Raw genomic sequence first — 24,221 nt, 5'->3', positions numbered from 1 at the left:
CACCACGGGGCGGGTCACCTGCGGGGCCCGTGGGCTGCGTCGGTACGCGGAGACCTCCCGTGCGCCGGCCACCCAGAACCGCCACGGGCGGTCGGCCTCACGGGAGACCCCGACCCTCGGACCGGACCTGATGTGGTGGCCGGGGAGCGGGTCCGGGCGGAAGTGGACCGACGACGACGAGTCGAGCACGTCGATGCCCCTCATCGTGAGGTCGATGCCCAGGGTCCTGCCGAGATTGCCGGGTCCGCGGGCGGCCCGCTCGGCCGGGATGCCGGGCCGGCGGGAGTCCACGACCTCGTGGCCGCCGGCGATGCGGGCCGCCCGGAGCAGAACACCCCCGCCCTCCCCGGCGGGCCGGCACGTGATGTTCACACACTGGTGGATCCCGTGGCTCAGGTAGACGTACAGATGACCGGCGTCCCCGAACATGACCTCGTTCCGGGGGGTGGGGCCCGGCCAGGTGTGAGCGGCCGCGTCGGGAAAGCGGGATTCCGGTGGCCCGCCGTAGGCCTCGACCTCCATGATCCTCACCGAGACCGCGCCGTGGGACAGGATCCCTCCGAGCAGAGCCCGGGCCGCGGTGTCAGGCGATGACTCCCGCAGCAGCGTCCGGAACCGATCGGTATCGGTGCCGACGGCGGGGCCTGTCCGGTCGTCCGGGGGACTCACCCCTCGGTGCCTCCACCTGCCAGGGCGACCAGCTCCGCGTGCTCGGCGTCGTCCACCTGCCGGGATTCGTCGACCAACAGCACGGGGATGCCGTCGTCGATCCGGTAGGCCCGGCGCAGACGCGGGTTGTACAGCGTCTCCGATCCCGCGAGCAGGAGCGGGCCCTTGTCCTCGGGGCAGGCGAGGATCTCGAGCAGACGTGCGTCGATGACGGACATGGCGCTCACCCTACCCAGCCCGCGAACTCGTCGCGGATCTCGCCCAGCCGCCTGCGCTGCGCGGCCACCGCCTCGCCCGCGGTGCCACCCCGGGCGTTCCTCGACGCGATCGAACCGGTGACGGTGAGGACCTCGCGTACCTCGGGCGTCAGCGCGGGGTCCACGGCCGCCAACTCGTCGTCGTCCAACTCGTCGAGCCCGACGCCGCGGTTCTCGGCCACACGGACGCACTCCCCCGCCGCCTCGTGGGCGACCCGGAACGGGACGCCCTGCCGGACCATCCACTCCGCGATGTCGGTGGCCAGGGTGAACCCGGCGGGAGCGAGCTCGGCGAGCCGCTCCGGATGGAACTCCAGGGTGGCCACGAGACCGGCCATGGCCGGCAGCAACAGATCCAGCTGCGCCACCGAGTCGAAGACCGGTTCCTTGTCCTCCTGCAGATCGCGGTTGTAGGCCAGCGGTTGCGCCTTGAGGGTCGCCAGCAGGCCGGTCAGGTTACCAATCAGTCGACCGGTCTTCCCGCGCATCAACTCCGCCACGTCCGGGTTCTTCTTCTGCGGCATGATCGAGCTGCCCGTCGACCACTCGTCCGCCAGCGTCACGTACCCAAACTCGGGCGTGGACCAGGCGATGATCTCCTCCGCCAGGCGGGACAGGTCGACCGCGATCTGCGCCAGCACGTACGACGCCTCGGCGGCGAAGTCGCGGGAGCTCGTGGCGTCGATCGAGTTGTCGGCCGCCCGGTCGAAACCGAGCTCGGCGGCGATCGCGTCCGGGTCCAACCCCAACGACGACCCGGCCAGCGCACCCGATCCGTACGGCGACACCGCCAGACGGCGGTCGAGGTCACGGATCCGGTCCAGATCGCGCAGCAACGGCTGGGCGTGCGCGAGCAACTGGTGGGCGAGCAGGACCGGCTGCGCGGCCTGGAAGTGCGTCTTGCCCGGCATCACCGTCTCGGGGTGGGCGTCCGCCTGGCCGACGAGCGCGTCGACCACATCGAGGACCCCCGCCGCGACCGCCCGCACGGCGTCGCGGAGCCACATGCGGAACAGGGTGGCCACCTGGTCGTTGCGCGACCGGCCCGCTCGCAGCCGACCCCCCACCTCGGGCCCCACCCGCTCGATCAGGCCGCGCTCGAGGGCACCGTGCACGTCCTCGTCGGACTCCGCCGGGACGAACGCCCCCGAATCGACGTCCGCGGCGAGGCGGTCCAACCCGTCGAGCATGGCGTCCAGGTCGGGACCGGTGAGCAGACCCGCGCGGTGCAGAACCCGGGCGTGGGCCTTGGACGCGCGGATGTCGTACGGGGCCAGCTCCCAGTCGAAGTGGGTGGACTTGCTCAGCGCGGCCATGGCCTCCGACGGCCCGCCGGAGAACCGACCACCCCACAGCGAGCCCGTGTTGGTGCCGTGGCGCCCGGAGTCGCCCTGCTCCGCACTCACAGGCCGAGGTCCCGCTTGGCGGCGATCTTGGAGCTCAGGCCGTGCAGGTTGACGAAGCCCTTCGCGTAGCTCTGGTCGAACGAGTCGCCCTCGTCGTAGGTGGCGAGGTTGAAGTCGTAGAGCGAGGAGTCGGAACGACGGCCGTTGACGGTGATCGAGCCGCCGTGCAGGACCATCCGGATGTCGCCCGACACGTGCTGCTGCGTGTTGTCGATGAAGGCGTCCAGGGCGTACTTGAGCGGCGAGAACCACAGACCGTCGTAGACCGCGTTGGACCAGGTGTCGGACACGCCGGACTTGTACCGGGCGAGCTCACGCTCGAGGGTGACGTCCTCGAGCGCCTTGTGGGCGGTGATGAGGATCATGGCGCCCGGCGCCTCGTAGACCTCGCGGCTCTTGATGCCCACCAGGCGGTCCTCGACCATGTCGAGGCGCCCGACGCCCTGCGCGCCACCACGACGGTTGAGCTCCTCGATCGCCTCGAGCACGCTCACCTTGCGGCCGTCGATCGCGACCGGCACGCCCTCGGAGAAGGTCACCGTGACCTCGTCGGGCGCGGCGAAGTTGATAGTGGGGTCCTCGGTGTAGTCGTAGACGTCCTTGGTCGGGGCGTTCCACAGATCCTCCAGGAAGCCCGTTTCCACCGCACGGCCCCAGACGTTCTGGTCGATGGAGAACGGCGACTTCTTGGTGACGTTGATCGGGATCTCGTTCCGCTCGGCGAACTCGATGGCCTTCTCACGGGTCCAGGCGTAGTCACGGACCGGCGCGATCACGTCGAGGTCCGGCGCGAGCGCACCGAAACCGACCTCGAAGCGGACCTGGTCGTTGCCCTTACCCGTGCAACCGTGCGCCACGGAGGTCCCGCCGTGCATCTTGGCCGCGGTGACCAGGTGCTTGACGATGAGCGGACGGGAGATCGCCGAGACCAGCGGGTACTCGCGCATGTACAGGCCGTTGGCCTTGATCGTGGGGGCGCAGTAATCATCGGCGAACTCGTCGCGGGCGTCCACGACCACCGACTCGACGGCTCCGCAGTCCAGTGCGCGCTGCCGGATGACGTCCATGTCCTCACCACCCTGACCGAGGTCGATGGCGACGGCGACGACCTCGGCACCGGTCTCCTGACCGATCCAGCTGATGGCGACGGAGGTATCGAGTCCGCCGGAGTAGGCGAGGACGACGCGATCGGACATGGTGTTCTCCTTGATGTGTGGGGTCTGTTCAGGGGTGTGCGGGGCCGGTCAGATCTGGCGTCGTGCCAGTCCGGCCAGCCGGTCGGCGAGTTCGGCTCCGGTGACGGGTTCACGGGCCATCACGAATATGGTGTCATCCCCCGCGATGGTCCCGACGACGTCGTCCAGATTGGCCCGGTCGAGGGCGCTGGCGAGGAAGTTTGCCGCCCCGGGAGGAGTTCGCAGGACCGCGATGTTGGCACTGTGGTCGGCGGACACGAGCAGGTCCGCGATCAGCCTGCCCAGCCGGTCCGTCCCGCCGGGGATTCCCGGCACGTGGCTGCCGTCCTCGGGGATCACGTAGCGCCCGGCGCCTCCGTCGGCGGCGCGGAGCTTCACGGCGCCGAGTTCGTCCAGGTCCCGGCTGAGGGTGGCCACCGCCACGGCGATACCCTCCTGCGCCAACGCCTCGGCGAGCTCGGTCTGACTGCGCACCGGTCGGCGACGCAGGATCTCCGTGATCCGGGCGTGCCGGGCCGTCCGGCTGACGGTGCCGACGGCGGTCACGATCGCTCCAGTAGCCAGACCAGCAGCGCCTTCTGGGCGTGGAGTCGGTTCTCGGCCTCGTCGAAGACCCGACTGCGGGGGCCGTCGATCACCTCGGCGGAGATCTCCTTGTCCCGGTAGGCGGGCAGGCAGTGCAGGACGATGACATCGTCCGAGGCCCTGGCCACCGACGCCCGGTCCAGCTGGTAGTCGGCGAGGTCCCGCAGTCGCTGCGTGGCCGAGTCCTCCATGCCCATCGAGACCCAGGTGTCGGTGATGAGGACGTCGGCGCCGTCGACAGCCCGGTCGACGTCCGTCGTGATGGTCACCGAACCACCGGTCTCCGCGGCGATCCGCTCGGCGTCGGCGACCACCTGACCGGTGGGCTGATACCCCTCGGGGGCCGCGATGGTGATGTGCATACCCGCGGTCGCGAACCCGAGCAGATAGGAGTGGCCCATATTGTTGGCCCCGTCCCCCAGGTACACCGCCCGGAGTCCCTCGGTGCGGCCGAAGTTCTCCCGGATGGTGAGGAGGTCGGCCAGGATCTGGCACGGATGGAACTCGTCGCTCAGGGCGTTGACGACGGGGACGTCCGCGTGGGCGGCGAGTTCTACGAGGCCGTCCTGGGAGTAGGTGCGCCACACGATCGCCTCGACGTAGCGCGACATCACCCGGGCGGTGTCGGAGAGGGTCTCCCCCTTGCCCATCTGGGTGGAGCCGGACTCGACGACGATGGCGTTCCCGCCCAGTTCCGCGATCCCGGCGTCGAACGAGAACCGGGTGCGGGTGGATGTCTTGTCGAAGATGACCGCGACAGACCGCGGGCCCTCCAGGGGTCGGGCGGAGAACGGCTCGGCCTTGAGCTTCAACCCGAGGTCCAGGACTTCGGCCTGCTCGGCGGGGCTGAGGTCGTCGTCGCGGAGGAAGTGACGGACCGCAGGGGTCGAGGTCGCGGTCGACGCGGCCGCGGCGGTCGATGAGCTGACGGTCGGGCCGGTCATGACGAGGACTCCTTCTGGGCTGCGATGGTGGACGACGCGGTGTCGAGGATCCCGGGCAGCGCGGACACGAACTCGGCGACCTGCTGTTCGGCGAGGATGAGCGGTGGTGCGAGACGGACCACGTCCGCCGTGGTGGCGCCCACCAGGTACCCGGCTCCGCGCGCCGCCTCCTCCACCGCTTTGGCGGCCGGCGCGGTGAGCACGATCCCGAGCAGGAGGCCCCGTCCACGCACGTGGTCGACCAGTGGGTGGTCGAGGCACTCGATCTCGGCGGCGATGATCTTTCCGAGGCGGTCGACGTGCGCCACGAGGTCATCGGACTCGATCGTGTCGAGTACGGCGAGAGCGGCGGCGCACGAGATCGGGTTACCGCCGAAGGTGGTGCCGTGCTGCCCGGCGGTGAGTAGTTCGCCCGCGGCGCCGACGCCGAGGCACGCGCCGATCGGCAGGCCACCACCGAGTCCCTTCGCGAGGGTGATCACGTCGGGCACGACCCCGGCCTTGCGGCAGGCGAACATCGCACCGGTACGGGCGATCCCCGTCTGGACCTCGTCCACGATCATGAGGACGCCGTGCTCGGTGCACAGGGCGCGCACGTCGGCGAGGAACCCCTCGGGAGGCTCGACGACGCCGCCCTCGCCCTGGAGCGGTTCGATGATGACGGCGGCCGTCTCGCCCGGAGCCTGCTCCACCAGCGTGGTCAGGGCTTCGATGTCGCCGTAGGGGAAGAACTCGACCCCGGGGGGCATCGGCTCGAACGGCGCGCGCTTGGCGGGCTGGCCCGTCATCGCCAACGCCCCCATCGTCCGTCCGTGGAATCCGTTCTCCGCTGCCAGGATGCGGGACCGGCCCGTCCGGCGGGCGATCTTGAACGCGGCCTCGTTGGCCTCGGCTCCCGAGTTGCAGAAGAAGGCACGCACCGGCTGGTCCACCGCCAAGAGGGACTCGAGACGCTCGGCCAGCTCGACCACCCTGGGGTGGACGTACAGATTGGAGATGTGCCCGAGTTCGGCGACCTGGCGACTGACCGCGTCGACCACGGCCGGGTGTCCGTGTCCGAGGGAGTTCACGGCGATCCCGCCGAGCAGGTCGACGTACCTACGACCGTCGGCGCCCGTGAGCGTCGCGCCACTGCCCGAGACCAGCTCGAGCGGCGGGGTGCCGTAGTTGCGCATCAGCGCGTCGTCCCACCGCGCGGTGAGGGTCGGGGTGTCGGTGACGGTGTGCGTGTCGTTCATTTCTCGACTCCTGCCGGCGACCTGGTTTCGTGGTGGCCCTCGGTGACCATCGTCCCGATGCCCCCTTCGGTGAGGATCTCGAGCAACACCGAGTGTTCGACGCGGCCGTCGATGACATGGGCTGCGTGCACCCCGCCCCGGACCGCCCGCAGACAGGCCTCCATCTTGGGAACCATCCCGCTCTCGAGGGACGGGAGGAGCCGCTCGAGTGGTTCGGTACCGAGATGCGTCACGAGGGACGAGCGGTCCGGCCAGTCGGTGTACAGCCCCTCGACGTCGGTGAGGACGATCAGCTTCTCCGCACCCAGGGCCGCTGCGAGCGCCCCGGCCGCGGAGTCGGCGTTGATGTTGTGCACGGTTCCGTCGGAGTCGGGCGCGATGGTCGACACGACGGGGATCCTGCCCGCTTCGATGAGGTCGAGGACGGCCCGCGGGTCGACGGACTGCACATCGCCGACCAGGCCGATGTCGGTGGGTTCCCCGTCGACCATCGCTGTCCGGCGAACCGCGGTGAACAGTCCCGCGTCCTCTCCGGATATCCCGACCGCGTAGGGGCCGTGGGCGTTGATCAGACCGACGAGCTCGCGTCCGACCTGGCCGAACAGCACCATGCGGACGATGTCCATGACCTCGGGGGTGGTGACCCGGAACCCGCCGCGGAACTCGCCCTCCATGCCCAGACGACCGAGCATGGAGGTGATCTGCGGCCCGCCCCCGTGGACCACCACGGGCTTGAGCCCGCAGGTGCGCAGGAACACCATATCCGCCGCGAAAGCTGCTTTGAGGTCGTCGTCCACCATGGCGTTACCGCCGTACTTGACCACGACGATCTTGTCGTGGAACTTCTGCAGCCACGGCAGCGCCTCGGCGAGCACGTGCGCGCGGACGAACGGCGTCAGCTGCGTGGAGCCGTCGTTCATCTCGGTGGTCATGTCAGGCCTCTCCGGGCTGGTCGGGAATGGTCAGGGCGAGTCGGACGTCCGCGCCACCGCGGTGTCGGAAACGGAACTCGGCTCCGTCCGCCGTCGGTGCGGGTTCCGGCCACGGCGCGTGATCGGTGTCGGGCCGGAAGACGAGCACCTCGATCGGGCCGGCCTCGACACCCGATCTCGTGCTGACGAACCGGGCGACGTTCTCGGCGACCTCGTGCGCGGCCGTGAAGTCCGCGCCGGGGTCTCCGACGCCGGGGCCGTCGAGCAGGACGACCGCGCGGGTGGACGGGATCTCGGCGCTCAGGGTGCTCCACCGCAGTTCCACCGCGTCCGCCCCGTCACCGTGGACGTGGAGGATGCCGGTCGAGCCGGCGGGGGCGACCCAGAACATCGCATGGGTTCCCTCCGGGGCCCACCACATCTCGAGACCGTGGACCCGGCCTCTGGAGGTGGCGCCCGCCAGGGCGTCTGCGGTCACGGGGCCAGGCCGACGGTGCTGAGTCCGGCGGTCTCGGGGAGTCCGAGCGCGAGGTTCATCGACTGGATCGCGCCCCCGGCGGTGCCCTTGGCGAGGTTGTCGATCGCCGCCGTGAACACCGCGCGGCCGGCGCGCTCGTCGACCTCGATGCCGAGTTGCACCGCATTGGATCCGAGCACGGAGGCGGTCATGGGCTGCACGCCCGCGGGCAGGACGTGGACGAACGGCTCGTCTCCGAACGCCTCGGCGTACACCGCCCGGAGCTCCTCGGCGGTCGCGGTCGTGGGCGCCACCGCGGTGGTGAGGATGCCGCGGGCCATGGGGGCGAGAACCGGGGTGAAGCTCACCGACACCTCCGCGTCGGTGACCGCACGAAGGTTCTGGGTGATCTCGGGCGTGTGCCGGTGGGTGGTCACGCCGTACGCCTTGGCCGAGCCCATGACCTCCGCGGCGAGCATCGGGACCTTGGCGGCCTTGCCTGCGCCCGACGCTCCGGTCACGGAGACGATCGTGATGGCGGAGGCGTCGACGAGGCCGGCCGCGACGGCCGGGAACAGCGCGAGCGTGGCGCCCGTGGGGAAGCACCCCGGGACCGCGACGCGGCGGGTGGACCGCAGCGCCTCACGCGCCCCGGGGAGCTCCGGGAGACCGTACGGCCAGGTACCGGAGTGCTCGGAGCCGTAGTACGCCGTCCAGTCCTCTGCGTCCACCAGTCGGAAGTCCGCCCCGAGGTCGACGACGAGGACGTCCGGCCCCAGTTGCTCGGCGATCGCCGCGGAATGCCCGTGGGGCAGCCCCAGCACCACGACGTCGTGGCCTTCGAGCGTCTCCGCCTCGGTCTCCGCGAGGACGCGGTCGGCGAGGGGCAGCAGGTGCGGGTGGTGCTCCCCGAGCGTCTGTCCGGCGCTCGACCCGGCGGCGAGCGTGCCGATCTTTAACTCCCCCGCCGCATAGGACGGGTGCCCGAGTAGGAGTCGGAGGAATTCCCCGCCCGCGTAACCCGAAGCACCTGCGACCGCCACCGTGATTGCCATACGCACGAGTATGCACCACTTTGCAATGTTTTGCATCTCCCCCGGCGAGCCCCGCCCCCCGCCGTCCGACGCCCCGCCGTCCGACGCCCCGCCGCCCGGCGCCCCGCGTGCGGGGTCAGGCCCCGATCTGCCGGCGGCCGCCCGTGAAGCGGCGCTGGCCGAGATCCACCGAGCCACCGACCCGACGCCCCTCCTCGATCCCGGACGTACCGACCCGCCTGCGGGCACCGCGGACGGCGGTCGGGAAGCGCCGACGGAGTTCGGTCTCCGCCCGCTGCGAGTCGGACCGCAGGACGAGCCCGGCGCCCGCGGCGTCCCGGCTCTCGGCCACCGCGCCCCGCTCGGCGGCCTCCAGTCTCCGCCCCACCTCGAAGGCGAAACCGGTCATGAACGACTTGCGGTGGGTGACCGCGGAGACACCCGGGGAGGGCCGCTGTCTGGCCGCTGCGGCGAGCATGACCCCGGTGAGGGCCCCGGCGAGCATGCCCACCCGCTCGACGTGGCGGCGAACCCCCACGATGTGCACGACCCGGGTGCCGTCGCCGCGGGCGGACGTGACGGCCCGGCAGTGCATCGCGGCGGCGAGGGCGGCCACCAGTCCCACCTGGTCGGGTTGATAGCTCCCGGAGATCACGTGGTCGATGACCGCCACCTCGGCGGCGGTATCCGGACCGGTCCGCGCGAGCGCCTCGTCGACGCCGTACTTGGCGAGCAGGGCGTAGGCACGCTCGAGCAGGACCTCGGCCTCGGGCGTGCCCGCCACGCTCTCGGCTTTGGCGAAGAGTTTGCGGACCCTGTCCAACGCCTTCTCTGACGAGGGGGGCCCGGCGCCCTCGTGCCCGTCCTGCGATCGGGTCTGCGAGGTGCCCTGCGAGGTGTTGTGGGAGGTGTTGTGGGAGGTGTTCACTGTCTGCTCCTGATCGTCTCGGCCGTTCGGCGGAACCGATACTCGCACAGGTGTACGACACAGTCGGTGCGGACGGCCGCGCCGTCCCAGGTCAGCGGTGCAGGAACCAAGTGTGGTCCAGCGGGCCGGAACCGCGGCCGACCTCCAGGGTGAGACCGCCGTGGAGGGCCCCGTCGATCCACGGGCGGACGCGGCGGTAGGCCGCCTCCCAGTCCCTCTCCCCCACCCGCGCGGTGGCCAGCGCCGAGGACAACGAACACCCGGTGCCGTGCGTGTGCGGGGTGTCGACGCGGACGAACGGCAGACGCAGCGTCGTGCGTCGGTCCCCCTCGGACTCCACCAGCACGTCCTCCGCACTGCCGTCGTCCAGATCGCCCGTGGTGGCGAGCACCGCGCAGCCGGTCTGCTCGTGCACGAGCTCGGCCTGCCCGACGATCGTCTCGATGTGCTCCGCGGGCTCGCCGCCACACAGCACCGCGAGTTCGGGGACATTGGGCGTCACCAGGTCCGCCAGCGGGACGAGGTCCCGCAGCATCCGCGCCGCGTCCTCACTGGCCAGCCGGCCTCCGGTGGTGGCCACCATCACCGGGTCGAGGACGACGTGGGCTGGACGACGACGACGAAGCCAGTCGCCGACCGCCTCCACCAGAGCGGCCTCACCGAGCATGCCGATCTTGACGGCGTCGATCGTCACGTCATTGGCGACGGCGTCGAGCTGGGCAATCACGTCGTCGACGGGCACGGCGTGCACCCCGGTCACCCCGACGGTGTTCTGGATCGTGACCGCGGTGACGGCACCCATTCCGTACCCGCCCATCGCGGCGACGGCCTTGGTGTCGGCGAGCAGCCCGGCGCCGCCGGACGGGTCCGTGCCCGCGATGCACAGGACCCGCGGCACCCGTGCACCGGCGGGGCGTCGGCCGTCAGCCACGCAGGCTCGCCCCCACGGCCTTCTCCGCCGCCTCGACGGCGGCCGTGCGCCATGCGCTCGCCTCGTCCTCCGTGAGGGTGCGGTCGTCGGCACGGAACGTCAACGCGTAGGCGAGGGACTTACGCCCGTCCCCGAGCTGGGCGCCGGTGTAGACGTCGAACAGTCGCGCGCTCTCGAGCAGCTCCCCGCCTCCCGAGCGGAGTGCAGCCTCGACCTGCGCAGCGGGCACGGCCACGTCCACGACGAGCGCCACATCCTGGTTCACGGGCGGGAACGGCGAGATGGTCGGGGCCGGCAGCACCTCCCGGGCGCCGATCGCGGTGAGGTCCAGTTCGACCGCGCACGTGCGCGCCGGGAGCCCGAGCCGCTCGCACGCCGCGGGGTGTAGCTCACCGGCGTGACCGACCACCACGATCTCACCCGGCCCGGCGTCGCGGTCGCCACCATCGACCAGGACCTCCACGCAGCGACCCGGGTGCCACGGTGCGCGCTCGGCCGCCCGCACCTCGACCTCGGCCCCGAGGGCTCGCCCGACGATCCTCGCCGCCTCCACCGCGTCGAGGGCGTCGGCCTCCCGGCCGGGGCCGAAGTGCCCGCCCGGCTCGCGCCTACCGGTGTAGAGGGCTGCCACGTGGAGCGGCTGGTCGGGCAGCGATGCCGCCAGGCTGTCCCGCTCCTGCGGAGTCGGCTCGCGATCGACCGGCAGCATGTCGACCCCGGATGTCGTCGGCGTCCGGAAGGACACCTGCGCAACCGAGAACAGCGCCAGGTCGCGGGCCCCGCGCGTGATGTTGCGGCGGGCGATCTCGGCCAGCGAGGGCAGCAGCGTGGTGGCCAGATGCGCCTTGTCGCTCTCGAGGGGATTGACCACGGCCATGGTGCTGCGGCGCTCGTCGTCGTCGTCCAGTCCCATGGCGTCGAACACCGACGGGTCACAGAACGGCGACGTGAGCACCTCGACGTGCCCGGCCGCCGCCAGGGCGTGCCCCACGGCACGGCGGCCGCGCTGGAACGCGGTGAGTCCGCGACCGGCGGGCGCGGTGGGCAGCACCGACGGGATGTTCTCCAGTCCCTCCAGGCGAAGCACCTCCTCGACCAGATCCGCGGGCAGGGTCAGGTCGGGACGCCAGGCCGGGGCGGTCACCTCCAGCAACACCGCGTCATCGCCGGCGACGGCGCACCCGATCTGCTCCAGACGGCGACGGGTGGTCCCCACCGGATACTCGACCCCCGCCACCCGCGAGGGCCGCTCGGGGTCGAACGCGATCGTCGGCATCGCGGGCGCCGAACCGACGTCCGTGAGAGAGGCCTCCACGGTGCCGCCGGTGATCTCGGCGAGCAGGGTGGCCGCGCGGTCCAACGCCGCGATCGACGCGGCGGCGTCGACCCCACGCTCGTAACGCTTGCCCGCCTCGCTGGGGAGCTTGTGGCGGCGGATGGTCCGGAACACCGCGAGGGTGTCCCACACGGCGGCCTCGAGCAGGACGTCGGTCGTGTCGTCGGAGACCTCCGTGCTCGCACCGCCCATGACGCCCGCCAACGAGATCGGGCCGCGGTCGTCGCAGATGACGACGTCCTCGGGATCGAGCGTGCGCTCGACATCGTCGAGGGTCGTGAGGGCCTCCCCCGCGCGAGCCCGACGGACGACGAGCCCGCCCTGCAGGCGCCCCGCGTCGAACGCGTGCATGGGATGACCCAGCTCGAGCATGACGTAGTTGGTGACGTCGACGGCCGGGGAGATCGGCCGCACGCCCGAGAGCAGCAGGCGGCGCGCCATCCACCACGGGGTCCGCGCGGACGGGTCGACTCCGGTGACCCGGCGCAGGGCGAACCGCTGGGCACCGGACTCGGCGGTCACCTCGAGCGGCCAGGCCTCCTTCTCCGACGGCAGCCCGAGCTCGACCGCCGGGTCGGCGAAATCCAGGTCGAACCCGCACGCCAGCTCGCGGGCCAGACCACGGGCCGACAGGCAGTAGCCACGGTCCGGCGTCACGTTGAGTTCGATCACGGTGTCCCGCTCGCCGGCACCCGCGGCCAACACCGGGCCGGCGGGGTCCCCGGGCTCGGCGGTGCCCTCGGCGAGGACGATGATCCCGCTGTGGTCGGAGCCGATCCCCAGCTCGGAGGCCGAACAGATCATGCCCTCACTCGGCTTGCCGTAGGTCTTGCGCTTGCCGATCTCGAACCCGCCCGGCAGGACGGTGCCCGGTAGGGCGACGACGACCAGGTCGCCTTCCGCGAAGTTGCGGGCGCCGCACACGATCTGCTGCGGCTCGTCACCGCCCACGTCGACCAGACAGAAGCGGATGGGCTTCTTGAAGCCCTCCAGCTCCTCGATGGTGCTGACACGGCCGATGGTGAGCGGGCCGTCGACCTCGGGCAACTGCTCCGGTTCGCCCTCCACCTCGAGTCCGACGCGCACGAAACCGGCGTCGAGCTCGGCCGGGCTGACGGACCAGCCGTCGTTGGCCCGCTGCAGGATCTCGGTCAGCCAGGACTGCGCAATTCGCACTGTGGGGTCCTTCGTCTTCAGGGGTGGGGGGTGGATGCGGCGGGTCAGGAGCGGATGCCGAACGGCAGGGAGAAGCGAACGTCGCCCTCCACCATGTCGCGCATGTCGGACAGGCCGTTGCGGAACTGCAGGGTGCGCTCCAGGCCCATGCCGAACGCGAAGCCCGAGTACTCCTCGGGGTCGATGCCGCAGGCCGTCAGCACGTTGGGGTGCACCATTCCGCAGCCGCCCCACTCGACCCAGCCGGCGCCGCCCTTCTTGCGCGGGAACCACACGTCGACCTCGGCGGAGGGCTCGGTGAACGGGAAGTAGTTGGGCCGCATCCGGGTGCGGGTCTCCGGACCGAACAGGGCGCGGGCGAACGCGTCGAGCGCGCCGCGCAGGTGCGCCATGGTCAGCCCCTTGTCGATCGCCAGGCCCTCGACCTGGTGGAACACCGGGGTGTGGGTGGCGTCGAGTTCATCGGTGCGGAACGTGCGGCCCGGGCAGGCCACGTAGATCGGCGGTTCCCGGTCGAGCATGGTGCGGATCTGCACCGGCGAGGTGTGGGTGCGCAACACCTGCCGGCTGCCCTCGGGCGCGATGTGGAAGGTGTCCTGGAGGGTGCGCGCCGGGTGGTCGGGAAGGAAGTTGAGCGCATCGAAGTTGTAGTGCTCCGCCTCGACCTCGGGCCCCTCCGTGATCTCCCACCCCATGGCCACGAACACATCCGCGACCTGCTCGGTGATGATGGTGATGGGGTGCTGCGCGCCCACCGGCGCGCGCCCCGACGGGACCGTCAGGTCGAGCGTCTCGGCCACGAGGACGGCGGCGTCCCGCTCGGCCTGCAGTTCGGCCAGACGGGAGTCATACGCCTGCTGGACCCGGGTCCGCGCCACGTTGACGGCCTTGCCCGCGGACGCCTTCTGCTCCTTGGGGAGAGAGCCGAGGGTACGACGACCCAGCGCGATGGGGCTGCGGTCACCGAGGTGCGCCGTCTTGGCGGCGGCCAGCGCCTCGAGGTCCGCCGCGGCGGCGAACGCGGCCTCGGCGTCCGCGGAGTACCGCGCCAGCGACTCCTCGTCGATCCGGACCTCGCCTGTGTCTTCGCTCACCGGTGCCCTCGTCCTCCCCGTCACGGCGGACTTCCGTCGACCGCCCCGCATCGGGGCCAAGACTAGTCGATCCCCGGTCCCGCCCCCGCTCCCCCCGGCGATGGCCGGGGGGAGCCCCGTCAGCGTCGTTCCCGCACCGAGCCCGCATCCACCAGCAGTTCGCGGGTCGCGCGGAAGGCGTCCCGCATCCGCCGGTCGTGGGTGATGAGCAGGACCGTGCCGCCGAACGCGTCCACGGCTTGTTCCAGTTGCTCGATCGCCGGCAGGTCCAGATGATTGGTCGGCTCGTCCAGCACCAGCAGGTTCACCCCGCGCTGCTGAAGGAGGGCCAACGCGGCACGGGTCCGCTCCCCCGGTGACAGTGACGCGCAGCCGCGGGCGACGTGTTCTCCACCGAGCCCGAACTTGGCGAGCAGGGTGCGCGCCTCGGTGGGGTCGAGGCCGGCCGGGTCGGCGGCGACGCAGAACGTGTCCAGCAGCGGGTCCGGCCCGCCGAACTCCGACCGTGCCTGGTCCACCCTCCCGGGCTGGACCCCCGACCCGACGGTCGCGCGGCCCGAGTCGACCGCCCGCTCCCCGGTGATCGCGGCGAGCAGCGTGGTCTTGCCCGAGCCGTTGGAGCCGCTGATGAGGATCCGGTCCCCGGCGTCGACCTGCAGGGTCACCGGGCCGAGGACGAAGTCGCCGCGGCGCACGACAGCCTCGGCGAGCACGGCCACCACGGAACCGGAACGGGGCGCCGTCGCGATCTCCATCTGGAGCTCCCACTCCTTGCGCGGCTCGGCGACCACCTCGAGGCGTTCCATCGCCCGCTCGGACTGGGAGATCTTGGCGGCCTGCTTCTCGGAGCGCTGGCCCGCCCGGTTCCGGATGTGCTTGTCGCGCTCCGCGTCCTTTCCGCCGGTCTTGCGCATCGTGTTGCGCACGCCCTTGTCCAGCCAGGACTTCTGCGTCTGCACGCGGTCCTTCAGCTGATCGACCCGGCCAGCGTACTCCTCGTAGGCGTCGCGGGCCCGTTGACGTGCCAGCGCCCGTTCGGCGAGGTACGCCTCGTAGCCACCGTCGAAGACGGTGATCTGCTGCTGGGCCGAGTCCAGTTCGACGATCCCGGTGACGCACCTGGCCAGGAATTCGCGGTCATGGCTGACCACCACTATCGGGCGCCGTTCGGCCTGCATGAACTCCTCAAGGACGGCCAACCCGGCCAGGTCGAGGTCGTTGGTGGGCTCGTCCAGCAGCAGGATGCCGTACTGGCTGAGCAGCACGGCGCCGAGGTTCACGCGGGCGGCCTGCCCTCCCGACAGCGCCGCCATCGGCAGGTCCAGGACCGTGTCGTCGAGCCCCAACCGGGCTGCGGTGACGGGGATACGCTCGTCGAGGTCGCCGCCGCCGAGGGCCAGCCAGCGCTCCAGGGCGTCCCCGTAGGCGTCGGCGGCTGAGTCGGAATCCGCCATCTGCCCAGCCAGCGCGTTCATCCGCTCGAGCGCGTCCGCGACCCCGGTGATGCGGTGCAGGAAGTCGCGGACCACCTCGTCGTCGTCGCGCTCCACCTCCTGTCGGAGGAGCCCGACCGTGGCGTCCGGCGGGCTGAGGGTGAGCTGCCCCGTCATCTCGGCGACGGGGTCGCCGGCCAGCGCGTGGAGGAGAGTGGACTTTCCGGCGCCGTTGGGTCCGGTGAGACCCCAGACGTCTCCGGGTGCGACGACGAGGTCAAGCCCGTCGAACAGGGTCCGCGCCCCGCGGGTGGCGCCGAATCCGCGGGCGGTGAGGGTCGCGGTCATGATCCCGCCAGCAGCCGGGCGCTCGTGTGGAGGCAGATGGAGGCGGCGGTGACGATGTTCAGGCTCTCGGCCCTTCCACGGATGGGGATGCGGACGCGGAGATCCGCGCGCGCGGCGAGGTGCTCGGGCACCCCGTGGGCCTCGTTGCCGAAGATCCACGCGGTCGGCTCGGCGAGGGCCTCGTCCGCCCGCTCGACGTCCACTTCGCCGTGGGCATCGGCGACCGCCACCTGCAGTCCCGCCCGGTGCGCCCGGTCGATCAGGTGGTCCTCGGCGATCCCCCGCACGACCGGGAGATAAAACAGGCTACCGGCGGACGCCCGGACCGCCTTGGGGTTCTCCGGGTCGGCCGCCCCCTCGGTGAGCCAGACCGCGTCGGCCCCGAGCGCGTCCGCGACGCGGACCAGGGAGCCGACGTTGCCGGGTTCGGACAGCGCCTGGCCGACGGCGACCAACCGGGGCAGCGGTTCGGTCCCGGCCGCGGGCCCGCCGCCGACCGGGTCCGCGGTCGCCGTGCGCACCACGGTGCGGCACAGCGCGACGATGCCCGTGGGGGTGACCGTGTCCGACAGTCCCTTCAGGGCCCGGTCGGTCGCAACGGACACCGGGATCCCGGCGGAACGGGCTGCGTCGACCAGGCCGGCGAACCGGTCGAGTGCGTCGGCGGTGCAGAAGATCTCGACCGCGACGCCGGTGGCCACCGCCGCCTCGACCGAGTTGGTCCCCTCGGCGAGGAACCGTCCGGCCTTACGCCTGGCGGCGGCGCGGTGGAGCTTGGATGCGGAAACGACCCGCGGGGTCCGTTCGGTGAACGGATCCGCGGGTCGTCCCGTGCCCTCTGCGGGCGGAGTGTTCGTCAATTCGCGGGTGTCAGGCAGCCGGCGCGTTGACGTCGGCCGGCAGCGCCTTGCGCGCGACCTCGACCAGCGCCGTGAAAGCGGCCGGGTCGGTGACGGCGAGGTCCGCGAGGACCTTGCGGTCGACCTCGACGCCCGCGAGCTTGAGGCCCTGGACGAAGCGGTTGTACGTCATGTCGTTGGCGCGGGCCGCGGCGTTGATGCGGGAGATCCACAGCTTGCGGAAGTCGCCCTTGCGCGCACGACGATCGCGGTAGCTGTAGGTCATCGAGTGGAGCATCTGCTCCTTGGCCTTGCGGTACAGCCGCGAACGCTGTCCGCGGTAGCCCTTGGTGGACTCGAGTACGGTCCGACGCTTCTTCTGGGCGTTGACTGCCCTCTTCACGCGTGCCACTGATCAATCCTCACTGGTTTGGGCCGGTCGCTCGTGGGCGACCGGAAGTCTCTTCGGTGGTGGGAGGGCTCAGAGCCCGAGAAGCCGCTTGATGCGGGGGACGTCGGCCGGGGCGACATCCGTACGGCCGTCGAGGCGACGGGTGCGCTTGGTGGGCTTCTTCTCCATGATGTGGCGACGGTTGGCCTGCTGGCGGACCAGCTTGCCGGTTCCGGTCTTCCGGAAGCGCTTGGCGGTGCCCTTGTGGGTCTTCATCTTCGGCATGATCGGTCTTCCTCACATGGTTCGTCCCGGAAGGCCCGGTGGGACCTCGGGTGTGCGGACGTCGGGCGTCCGTGGTCTGGGCGGCGGAGGGCCTATTCGGAAGCGGGGTCCGTGACCTTGGACTCCTGCGCCTTGGCGCGGGTCTTGGCGCCCTTGTGGGGGGCGACGACCATGGTCATGTTGCGGCCGTCCTGCTTGGCGCTGGTCTCCACGTATCCGTACTCGGTGATGTCGTCCGCCAGGCGCTGGAGCAGACGGAAGCCCAGCTCGGGGCGGGACTGCTCACGTCCGCGGAACATGATCGTGACCTTGACCTTCGAGCCCTTCTCCAGGAAACGGACGACGTTCCCCTTCTTGGTCTCGTAGTCGTGGGTATCGATCTTCGGACGGAGCTTCTGCTCCTTGACCACGGTCTGCTGCTGGTTCTTCCGCGACTCGCGCTCTTTCTGCGCCGCCTCGTACTTGAACTTTCCGTAGTCCATGATCTTGCAGACCGGCGGGCGCGCGGTGGGCGCGACCTCGACGAGGTCCAGATCGGCCTCCAGGGCCAGACGAAGTGCATCCTCGACGCGAACGATCCCCACCTGCTCGCCCCCGGGGCCGACGAGTCGGACTTCGGGGACACGGATTCGTTCGTTGATACGTGCTTCGGCGCTGATGGGCCCTCCTCGGTAGATGGTGCTCTGTCACGACCACTGGCGCGGTCGCGCATCCGCCCTCGAGGGACCCCGGGCCACACCGGGTACGCCGGTGAAACCGAGAAGGCCCCACGGCAGGGATGCCGGGGGCCTCTCACTCCTCACCCGTCGACGACGAGACGTCCGCGATCACTCGCGGCCCCTCGTCGGGGTGGTGACCATCAAACTGCCTTCAGGCGTCGGATGGTGGGAGATCGGGCTCCTCTTGGACGATGGAACCCACTACGTAGCGGGTTCCCACAGTCGGGAGTTGACTGTACCAGTCGTCGGCGTTGCCCCCAAACCGGTGGCTGGCGACACGATATCGACCGGTCCGTGGGACAGTGTTCGGCATGACCACCGACCAGCCCGCCTCCACCGACCAGGCCGCCGCCGAGAACCTGCTCGAGGGGCACCTCGACGCCCGCGAGGTCGAGGTCGTCGATCTGGCGGACGTCTCCGCACAGGAGATCATCTTCCGTTCGATCGTCGTCCTCATGAGTGCCGCTGCCGAGAAACTGGGGCTCTCCGACGACGACCCCTCTGCCAGCCCGCGGTTGGATCTCGACGAGTCCCGCAAACTCATCACGGCCCTCGCCGGCCTGGTGGCCGGGTCGGCCGAACACCTGGGGCCGCAGGCCCGGGTCGTCAAGGACGGCCTACAGGGGCTGCAGCGCGCGTTCCGCGAGGCCAGCGCGTACCCCGATGAGCCCGGCGAGGGCCCCGGCGAGAAGTTCACCGGCCCTGTCTACTGACCGCGCCGCCTCCTGACCGCGCCGCCCACTGACCGCGCCGCGCTGACCCGACGGGCCCCGGTCCGGGGCCATCCGTCCCGGACCGGGAAGCCGTCAGCGTAGGGCGCGCGCCTTACGTGCTGCCTTCGCAGCGGTCTTCTTGGCCGTCGCGGACGCCGCTGACTCCGCCTCGGCGGTCTTCTCGGCCTGCTTCTTCGAGGACTGGTTCGTCATGGCGACAGCCTTCTTCGTCGGTGACTTCCTCGCCGACGCCTTCTTCCCCGTCGTCTGCTCGGTGACCACGGACTCCCTCGCGTCCTCGTGCTCCCCGTCGGCCACCCCGGGGAGCACTTCGGCAAGGAAACGGCCGGTGTGGCTCCCGGGTACGGTCGCCACCTGCTCCGGGGTGCCTTCGGCCACGACCGAGCCGCCCCCGGCACCGCCCTCGGGCCCCATGTCGATGACCCAGTCGGCGCTCTTGATCACGTCGAGGTTGTGCTCGATCACGATGACCGTGTTGCCCTTGTCCACTAACCCCTGGATGACCAACAGCAGTTTGGTGATGTCCTCGAAGTGCAGACCGGTGGTCGGCTCGTCGAGGATGTACACCGTCCGCCCGCTCGACCGCTTCTGCAGTTCGGCGGCCAGTTTGACGCGCTGGGCCTCACCACCCGAGAGGGTCGGGGCGGGCTGACCCAACCGCACGTATCCGAGCCCCACCTCGGTGAGGGTCTGGAGGTAGCGATGGATCGAGGTGATCGGTTCGAAGAACTCGCTCGCCTCCTCGATGGGCATGTCCAGAACCTCGGCGATGGTCTTGCCCTTGTAGTGCACTTCCAGGGTCTCGCGGTTGTACCGCGCCCCGTGGCACACCTCGCACGGCACGTAGACGTCCGGCAGGAAGTTCATCTCGATCTTCAACGTCCCGTCACCCTGGCAGGCCTCGCAGCGCCCACCCTTGACATTGAACGAGAACCGGCCCTGCTTGTACCCGCGGACCTTGGCCTCGGTGGTGGCGGCGAAGAGGGTGCGGATCTTGTCGAACACGCCGGTGTAGGTGGCGGGGTTGGAGCGCGGGGTACGACCGATCGGCGACTGGTCCACCTGGACGAGCTTGTCGAACCCGTCCACGCCGTCGATCCGGGAGTGCCGGCCGGGCACCTGTCGGGCCCGGTTGAGCTGATTGGCCAGCGAGGTCGCGAGGATGTCGTTGACCAGGGTGGACTTGCCCGAGCCGGAGACGCCGGTGACCGCGCACAGCACGCCGCCGGGGAAGACCACGTCGACGTTCTTGAGGTTGTTCTCCCGGGCGCCCTTCACGTGCAGACGCTTGTCGGGGCTCGGCGCGCGCCGCTTGTCCGGGATGGCGATCTGACGACGCCCGGCGAGGTAGTCGCCGGTCAGCGATTCGGAGTTGGCCAGCAACCCCTTGTAGTCGCCCGAGTGCACGACCCGGCCCCCGTGCTCACCGGCGAGCGGCCCGATGTCGACGATCCAGTCCGCCGAACGGATGGTGTCCTCGTCGTGCTCCACCACCAGCAGCGTGTTTCCGAGGTCGCGCAGCCGGACGAGGGTGTCGATCAGTCGTCGGTTGTCCCGCTGGTGCAGGCCGATGGACGGTTCGTCCAGGACGTAGAGGACGCCCGCGAGACCCGATCCGATCTGCGTGGCCAGGCGGATTCGCTGGGCCTCGCCACCGGACAGGCTGCCGGCGACGCGGTCGAGCGACAGGTAGTCCAGCCCCACGTCGAGCAGGAAGCCCATCCGTGCCTGGATCTCCTTGAGGACACGACCGGCGATCATCGCCTGGCGCGGGTCGAGTTCGAGCCCGTCCAGGAACGCAGCGCAGTCCTCCACGGACATGCGGCTGATGTCGGCGATCGAGCGCTCCGTGCCCCCGGGTCCCGCGAGGGTGACGGCGAGGATCTCCGGCTTGAGCCTCGTGCCGTCGCATCCCGGGCACGGCACCTCGCGCATGTAGCCCTGGTAGCGCTCCTTCTGCGATTCCGATTCGGTCTGGTCCAGGCGACGCTTGAGGAACGACATCACGCCCTCGAACTTCGCGTCGTAGGTCCGGACGCGGCCGAACCGGTTGCGGTACTGCACCCGGACCTTGGTGGGGGCGCCCCCCATCACGGCCTTGCGCACCTTCGCGGGCAGGTCCTGCCACGGGGTGCGGAGGTCGAAGCCCATGTCCCCGGCCAGGCCGGTCAGCAACTGCTGGAAGTAGTCGGCGCTCTGGCCACCCGACCATGGTGCGATCGCGCCGTCGGCGAGCGACCGCTCGGGGTCCGGGACGACCAGGTCCGGATCCACCTCGAGGTGGGAACCGAGACCGTCGCACACGGGGCAGGCCCCGTAGGGGTTGTTGAACGAGAACGCGCGGGGCTCCATGTCGTCCAGCGCGATCGGGTGCCCGTTCGGGCAGGCCATGTGCTCGGAGAACCTGCGGTGCCGGGCGGGGTCGGAGTCGTCGAGGTCGACGTACTCGATCACGATCACGCCGTCCGCCAGCCCCAGGGCGGTCTCCACGGAGTCGGTGAGCCGCTGCCGTGAGGACGGCTTCGCCGCGAGCCGGTCCACGACCACCTCGATGTCGTGCTTCTCCTGCTTCTTCAGGACGGGCGGCTCGGCGAGCGTGTGCAGCTCGCCGTCCACCCGCACGCGGCTGTAACCGTCGGCGGCGAGCTGGGCGAAGAGGTCGACGAACTCACCCTTGCGTGTCCGGACGACGGGGGCGAGCACCTGGAACCGTGCACCCTCCTCGCCCTCCAGGATCTGGTCGACGATCTGCTGAGGGGTCTGTCGGGAGATCACCTCCCCGCAGGTGGGACAGTGCGGGACCCCGGCGCGGGCGTAGAGCAGGCGCAGATAGTCGTGCACCTCGGTGATGGTGCCGACGGTCGAGCGGGGATTGCGGTTGGTCGACTTCTGGTCGATCGACACGGCCGGGGACAGTCCCTCGATGAAGTCGACGTCGGGCTTGTCCATCTGCCCGAGGAACATCCTGGCGTAGGAGGACAGCGACTCCACGTAGCGGCGCTGGCCCTCGGCGAAGATGGTGTCGAACGCCAGCGAGGACTTGCCGGACCCTGACAGTCCGGTGAACACGATCAGCGAGTCGCGGGGGACGTCGATGTCCACGCCCTTGAGGTTGTGCTCCCGTGCGCCGCGGACGACCAGACGGTCCACCATGGGTTCTCCTTCCGAGTCGGGAGGCCGCCACGTCTCCGTGGCGAAAGCCGCACCTGCCGCATGGCTGCCGTTCCCGCAGACGAAGGTACCAACGTAGTACGACACGCTTCCGGCCACCGACCGCGCCCGACGTCGGTAGCCTGCCGTTATGTCGAATCCCACCGAGTCACTACCCGACCGCATCACCCTCACCGAGGGCTACTCCGGCCGTACCGGAGGCCGACTGACCGGCGAGCGCTGGACCGTGGGCCCCGCCCGACTGACCAAGATCTCGGTCGGCGAGATGGACAACAACGTCTACGTGATCGAGTCGACCGCGACGGGCGATGTACTGCTCGTCGACGCCGCCAACGACGCGCCGCAGCTGATCTCCCATCTGAGGGACCGCGCACCCGGGGTCAAGGAGGTGCTCACCACGCACCTCCACGCCGATCACTGGATCGGTCTCGCCGAGACGGTCGCCGCCCTCGGCCTGACCACCATCGCCTCCCCCGGCGACGCCGGGGGCATCGACGTGCCCACCGACCGCCACGTCGCGCACGGCGACGAGCTCGTGGTCGGCGACCTCCGGTTGGAGGTGATCGGCCTGCGGGGTCACACTCCGGACGGCGTCGCACTCGTGCTGCGCACCGACGCGGGCACCCACCTGTTCTCCGGGGACTCCCTCTTCCCGGGCGGGCCCGGGAAGACGGGCTCGGCAGCCGAGTTCGCCTCGCTGATGGACGACCTCGAGGCGCGGGTCTTCGACGTCCTCGACGACGACGTCGTGGTCCATCCCGGCCACGGGGACGACACCACCATCGGCGCCGAGCGGCCACATCTGGGCGAGTGGCGGGAGCGCGGGTGGTGACGGCGACGGGGGCCCTGGCCCCGTCGCCCTGTGGGCCGACATCCAATCGTTATCAAACCGCCACCGTGTGCGATCGCCGCAGCACACTCCCCCGGTGACCGTCCGTCCACCGGCCGCCCCGTCTCGCGACCGGAGGCGCCCTCACCGGGTTCGGACTAGGTTCGACCACGCACTCCCACCTATCCAGGAGGAACGATGATCCGACGACTCGCACGACCCATGCTCGCCACGGTGTTCGTCATCGACGGCGTTGAGACGCTTCGCAATCCGCAGGCCCATGTCGCCGACGCGGCGCCGCTCGTCGACAAGGCCACCCCGCTGGTGGAGAAGGGCGAGCAGGCGGTGAACGAGGCGGTCTCCGCATCGGTGCCGCCCGTCCCCAAGGACACCGAGACGCTCGTCAAGGCGCTCGCCGGGGTCAAGATCGGCGCGGGCGTCCTGTTCGCGCTGGGCAAGGCCCCCCGCCTGTCGGCGCTCGCGCTCACCGCCGCCCACGTGCCCTCGACCGTCAGCCGCCACGCGTTCTGGATGGAGTCCGACAAGGACGCCCGCAGTCGCAAGACCACCGGTCTGGCGACCGACGTGGCGCTCCTCGGCGGGCTCATTCTCGCCTCGGTCGACACCGCCGGACAGCCCGGGGTGGCCTGGCGCGCCCGGAAGGCCGGCGACAAGGTGGTCGCGAAGCTGCCCGGGGCGAAGGCCGAGTCCGCGGCCGCCGGTGCGGCGCTCGCCGGTGTCGCACACACCGTGGCCGATCAGGCGCGTGGCGCGGCGGACGTCGTGCGCGACAAGGCTCCCGAGGTGGCCGACACCGTGCGGGCGAAGGCCCCGGAGGTCGCCGATCAGGTGCGAGACCAGGCGTCCGGCTTCGCCGGGGTCGTGCGTGACACCGCGCCGGTGGTCGCCGCTCGCGTGCGGGATCGCGCGGCCACCGCCCGGGAGCAGGCCGCCCCGATCGCTGCCCAGGTCCGCGAGCAGGCGGGCGCCGTGGCCCACGCAGCGGCCGACGAGGCCCGGCCCTACACCGCGCAGGTCCGCGACCAGGCCGGTGTCGCCACCCGACTCGCCGCGGTCCGGGCCGAGGAGGCCCGCAAGGCCGCACAGGCCAAGAAGAAGGACGCGCAGAAGGACGCCCGCAAGAAGGCGGCCCGCGCCGGCAAGGACGCCAGGAAGAAGTCCGCCCGGTTCGAGAAGGAGGCCGGCAAGAAGGCCTCCGAGGCCAAGAAGATGACGGACGAGGTCCGCGCGAAGGCCGCCGACGTCATCCGTCCCTGACGACCGGGGCG

Annotated in this window: 23 protein-coding genes (1 of these 23 cut by a window edge); 3 read left to right on the top strand and 20 right to left on the bottom strand. The window is 70.8% G+C overall.

The features are described 5' to 3' along the window. The 19 genes from VZF99_RS06665 to infC form a co-directional block, all read right to left on the bottom strand. Positions 1-606, bottom strand: the 5' portion of a protein-coding gene (locus tag VZF99_RS06665; RefSeq protein WP_120285939.1) for a DNA-3-methyladenine glycosylase. 18 nt of this gene lie to the left of the window's left edge; 606 of the gene's 624 nt are visible here — the first part of the coding sequence; the start codon lies at positions 604-606; its stop codon lies off the left edge, out of view. 59 nt (positions 607-665) lie between these two features. Continuing rightward, positions 666-887, bottom strand: a complete 222-nt coding sequence (locus VZF99_RS06660; protein ID WP_067714095.1) for a Trm112 family protein — start codon at positions 885-887, stop codon at positions 666-668. Positions 888-892: 5 nt separating this feature from the next. Next, complete coding sequence (gene argH, locus VZF99_RS06655) at positions 893-2,332, bottom strand: argininosuccinate lyase (RefSeq protein ID WP_120285907.1); 1,440 nt, start codon at positions 2,330-2,332, stop codon at positions 893-895. Continuing rightward, positions 2,329-3,528: an argininosuccinate synthase gene (locus VZF99_RS06650; protein ID WP_067714089.1), complete on the bottom strand. Its 1,200-nt coding sequence runs from the start codon at positions 3,526-3,528 to the stop codon at positions 2,329-2,331. Before VZF99_RS06650 ends, argH begins: the two co-directional genes overlap by 4 nt. 48 nt (positions 3,529-3,576) lie before the next feature. Next, positions 3,577-4,074, bottom strand: a complete 498-nt coding sequence (locus VZF99_RS06645; protein WP_096905560.1) for an arginine repressor — start codon at positions 4,072-4,074, stop codon at positions 3,577-3,579. Beyond that, the gene (argF, locus tag VZF99_RS06640) at positions 4,071-5,057 is read right to left on the bottom strand and encodes an ornithine carbamoyltransferase (RefSeq protein ID WP_253003543.1); all 987 of its coding nucleotides are present in this window, start codon (positions 5,055-5,057) and stop codon (positions 4,071-4,073) included. Before argF ends, VZF99_RS06645 begins: the two co-directional genes overlap by 4 nt. Then, on the bottom strand, positions 5,054-6,295 hold the full coding sequence (locus tag VZF99_RS06635) for an acetylornithine transaminase (protein ID WP_407335943.1): 1,242 nt from the start codon (positions 6,293-6,295) through the stop codon (positions 5,054-5,056). The genes argF and VZF99_RS06635 overlap by 4 nt, the downstream gene beginning before the upstream one ends. Further along, complete coding sequence (gene argB, locus VZF99_RS06630) at positions 6,292-7,227, bottom strand: acetylglutamate kinase (protein WP_067714080.1); 936 nt, start codon at positions 7,225-7,227, stop codon at positions 6,292-6,294. The genes VZF99_RS06635 and argB overlap by 4 nt, the downstream gene beginning before the upstream one ends. A gap of 1 nt (position 7,228) precedes the next feature. Next, entirely contained in the window at positions 7,229-7,705 is a 477-nt protein-coding gene (locus VZF99_RS06625; protein ID WP_253003542.1) for a hypothetical protein, read from the bottom strand. Beyond that, positions 7,702-8,739, bottom strand: a complete 1,038-nt coding sequence (argC, locus tag VZF99_RS06620) for an N-acetyl-gamma-glutamyl-phosphate reductase (RefSeq protein WP_120285904.1) — start codon at positions 8,737-8,739, stop codon at positions 7,702-7,704. Before argC ends, VZF99_RS06625 begins: the two co-directional genes overlap by 4 nt. A 115-nt stretch (positions 8,740-8,854) precedes the next feature. Next, positions 8,855-9,646, bottom strand: a complete 792-nt coding sequence (locus VZF99_RS06615) for a DUF2786 domain-containing protein (protein WP_407335942.1) — start codon at positions 9,644-9,646, stop codon at positions 8,855-8,857. Positions 9,647-9,737: 91 nt separating this feature from the next. Continuing rightward, on the bottom strand, positions 9,738-10,577 hold the full coding sequence (thiD, locus tag VZF99_RS06610) for a bifunctional hydroxymethylpyrimidine kinase/phosphomethylpyrimidine kinase (protein WP_120285902.1): 840 nt from the start codon (positions 10,575-10,577) through the stop codon (positions 9,738-9,740). Next, positions 10,570-13,089: a phenylalanine--tRNA ligase subunit beta gene (gene pheT, locus VZF99_RS06605; protein ID WP_407335941.1), complete on the bottom strand. Its 2,520-nt coding sequence runs from the start codon at positions 13,087-13,089 to the stop codon at positions 10,570-10,572. The genes thiD and pheT overlap by 8 nt, the downstream gene beginning before the upstream one ends. A gap of 44 nt (positions 13,090-13,133) precedes the next feature. After that, positions 13,134-14,183, bottom strand: coding sequence for a phenylalanine--tRNA ligase subunit alpha (gene pheS / locus VZF99_RS06600; protein WP_120285900.1), 1,050 nt, complete (start codon positions 14,181-14,183; stop codon positions 13,134-13,136). Between the two features lie 119 nt (positions 14,184-14,302). Continuing rightward, entirely contained in the window at positions 14,303-15,964 is a 1,662-nt protein-coding gene (locus VZF99_RS06595) for an ABC-F family ATP-binding cassette domain-containing protein (protein WP_407335939.1), read from the bottom strand. Continuing rightward, a complete protein-coding gene (locus VZF99_RS06590; RefSeq protein WP_407335938.1) occupies positions 15,961-16,824 on the bottom strand; it encodes a TrmH family RNA methyltransferase in 864 nt (287 codons plus the stop codon). The genes VZF99_RS06595 and VZF99_RS06590 overlap by 4 nt, the downstream gene beginning before the upstream one ends. A gap of 10 nt (positions 16,825-16,834) precedes the next feature. After that, a complete protein-coding gene (rplT, locus tag VZF99_RS06585) occupies positions 16,835-17,215 on the bottom strand; it encodes a 50S ribosomal protein L20 (RefSeq protein ID WP_007630820.1) in 381 nt (126 codons plus the stop codon). Positions 17,216-17,284: 69 nt separating this feature from the next. Then, a complete protein-coding gene (gene rpmI, locus VZF99_RS06580) occupies positions 17,285-17,479 on the bottom strand; it encodes a 50S ribosomal protein L35 (RefSeq protein ID WP_007630819.1) in 195 nt (64 codons plus the stop codon). Positions 17,480-17,571: 92 nt separating this feature from the next. Beyond that, entirely contained in the window at positions 17,572-18,156 is a 585-nt protein-coding gene (gene infC / locus VZF99_RS06575) for a translation initiation factor IF-3 (protein WP_082923789.1), read from the bottom strand. A 353-nt stretch (positions 18,157-18,509) separates the two neighbouring features. On the opposite strand from infC, the gene VZF99_RS06570 reads away from it, so the two are divergent. After that, positions 18,510-18,911 (top strand): DUF1844 domain-containing protein, encoded by a 402-nt coding sequence (locus VZF99_RS06570; protein ID WP_069390177.1) that lies wholly within the window; start codon positions 18,510-18,512, stop codon positions 18,909-18,911. A gap of 93 nt (positions 18,912-19,004) precedes the next feature. On the opposite strand, the gene uvrA is transcribed toward VZF99_RS06570, so the two are convergent. Continuing rightward, a complete protein-coding gene (gene uvrA, locus VZF99_RS06565; protein ID WP_407335937.1) occupies positions 19,005-22,085 on the bottom strand; it encodes an excinuclease ABC subunit UvrA in 3,081 nt (1,026 codons plus the stop codon). 148 nt (positions 22,086-22,233) lie between these two features. Here uvrA and VZF99_RS06560 point away from each other — a divergent pair, with 148 nt between their 5' ends. Continuing rightward, positions 22,234-22,935, top strand: a complete 702-nt coding sequence (locus VZF99_RS06560; RefSeq protein WP_253003535.1) for an MBL fold metallo-hydrolase — start codon at positions 22,234-22,236, stop codon at positions 22,933-22,935. Positions 22,936-23,130: 195 nt separating this feature from the next. Further along, positions 23,131-24,210: a DoxX family membrane protein gene (locus tag VZF99_RS06555; RefSeq protein ID WP_407335936.1), complete on the top strand. Its 1,080-nt coding sequence runs from the start codon at positions 23,131-23,133 to the stop codon at positions 24,208-24,210. Positions 24,211-24,221 lie beyond the last annotated feature (11 nt).

Origin of the sequence: Dietzia kunjamensis (assembly GCF_045689975.1) — a bacterium.
Lineage (GTDB): Bacteria > Actinomycetota > Actinomycetes > Mycobacteriales > Mycobacteriaceae > Dietzia > Dietzia kunjamensis.
Note: the sequence above shows the minus strand (reverse complement) of the source record. Positions and strands in the feature narration are given on the sequence as shown.

Coding starts and splice junctions, on each gene's coding strand:
- VZF99_RS06660 (WP_067714095.1), bottom strand. CDS start 887: ATGTCCGTCATCGACGCACGTCTGCTCGAGATCCTCGCCTGCCCCGAG.
- VZF99_RS06570 (WP_069390177.1), top strand. CDS start 18,510: ATGACCACCGACCAGCCCGCCTCCACCGACCAGGCCGCCGCCGAGAAC.
- argB (WP_067714080.1), bottom strand. CDS start 7,227: ATGACCACCGAGATGAACGACGGCTCCACGCAGCTGACGCCGTTCGTC.
- argF (WP_253003543.1), bottom strand. CDS start 5,057: ATGACCGGCCCGACCGTCAGCTCATCGACCGCCGCGGCCGCGTCGACC.
- argC (WP_120285904.1), bottom strand. CDS start 8,739: ATGGCAATCACGGTGGCGGTCGCAGGTGCTTCGGGTTACGCGGGCGGG.
- uvrA (WP_407335937.1), bottom strand. CDS start 22,085: ATGGTGGACCGTCTGGTCGTCCGCGGCGCACGGGAGCACAACCTCAAG.
- rpmI (WP_007630819.1), bottom strand. CDS start 17,479: ATGCCGAAGATGAAGACCCACAAGGGCACCGCCAAGCGCTTCCGGAAG.
- VZF99_RS06595 (WP_407335939.1), bottom strand. CDS start 15,964: ATGACCGCGACCCTCACCGCCCGCGGATTCGGCGCCACCCGCGGGGCG.
- VZF99_RS06560 (WP_253003535.1), top strand. CDS start 22,234: ATGTCGAATCCCACCGAGTCACTACCCGACCGCATCACCCTCACCGAG.
- VZF99_RS06650 (WP_067714089.1), bottom strand. CDS start 3,528: ATGTCCGATCGCGTCGTCCTCGCCTACTCCGGCGGACTCGATACCTCC.
- VZF99_RS06555 (WP_407335936.1), top strand. CDS start 23,131: ATGATCCGACGACTCGCACGACCCATGCTCGCCACGGTGTTCGTCATC.
- VZF99_RS06635 (WP_407335943.1), bottom strand. CDS start 6,295: ATGAACGACACGCACACCGTCACCGACACCCCGACCCTCACCGCGCGG.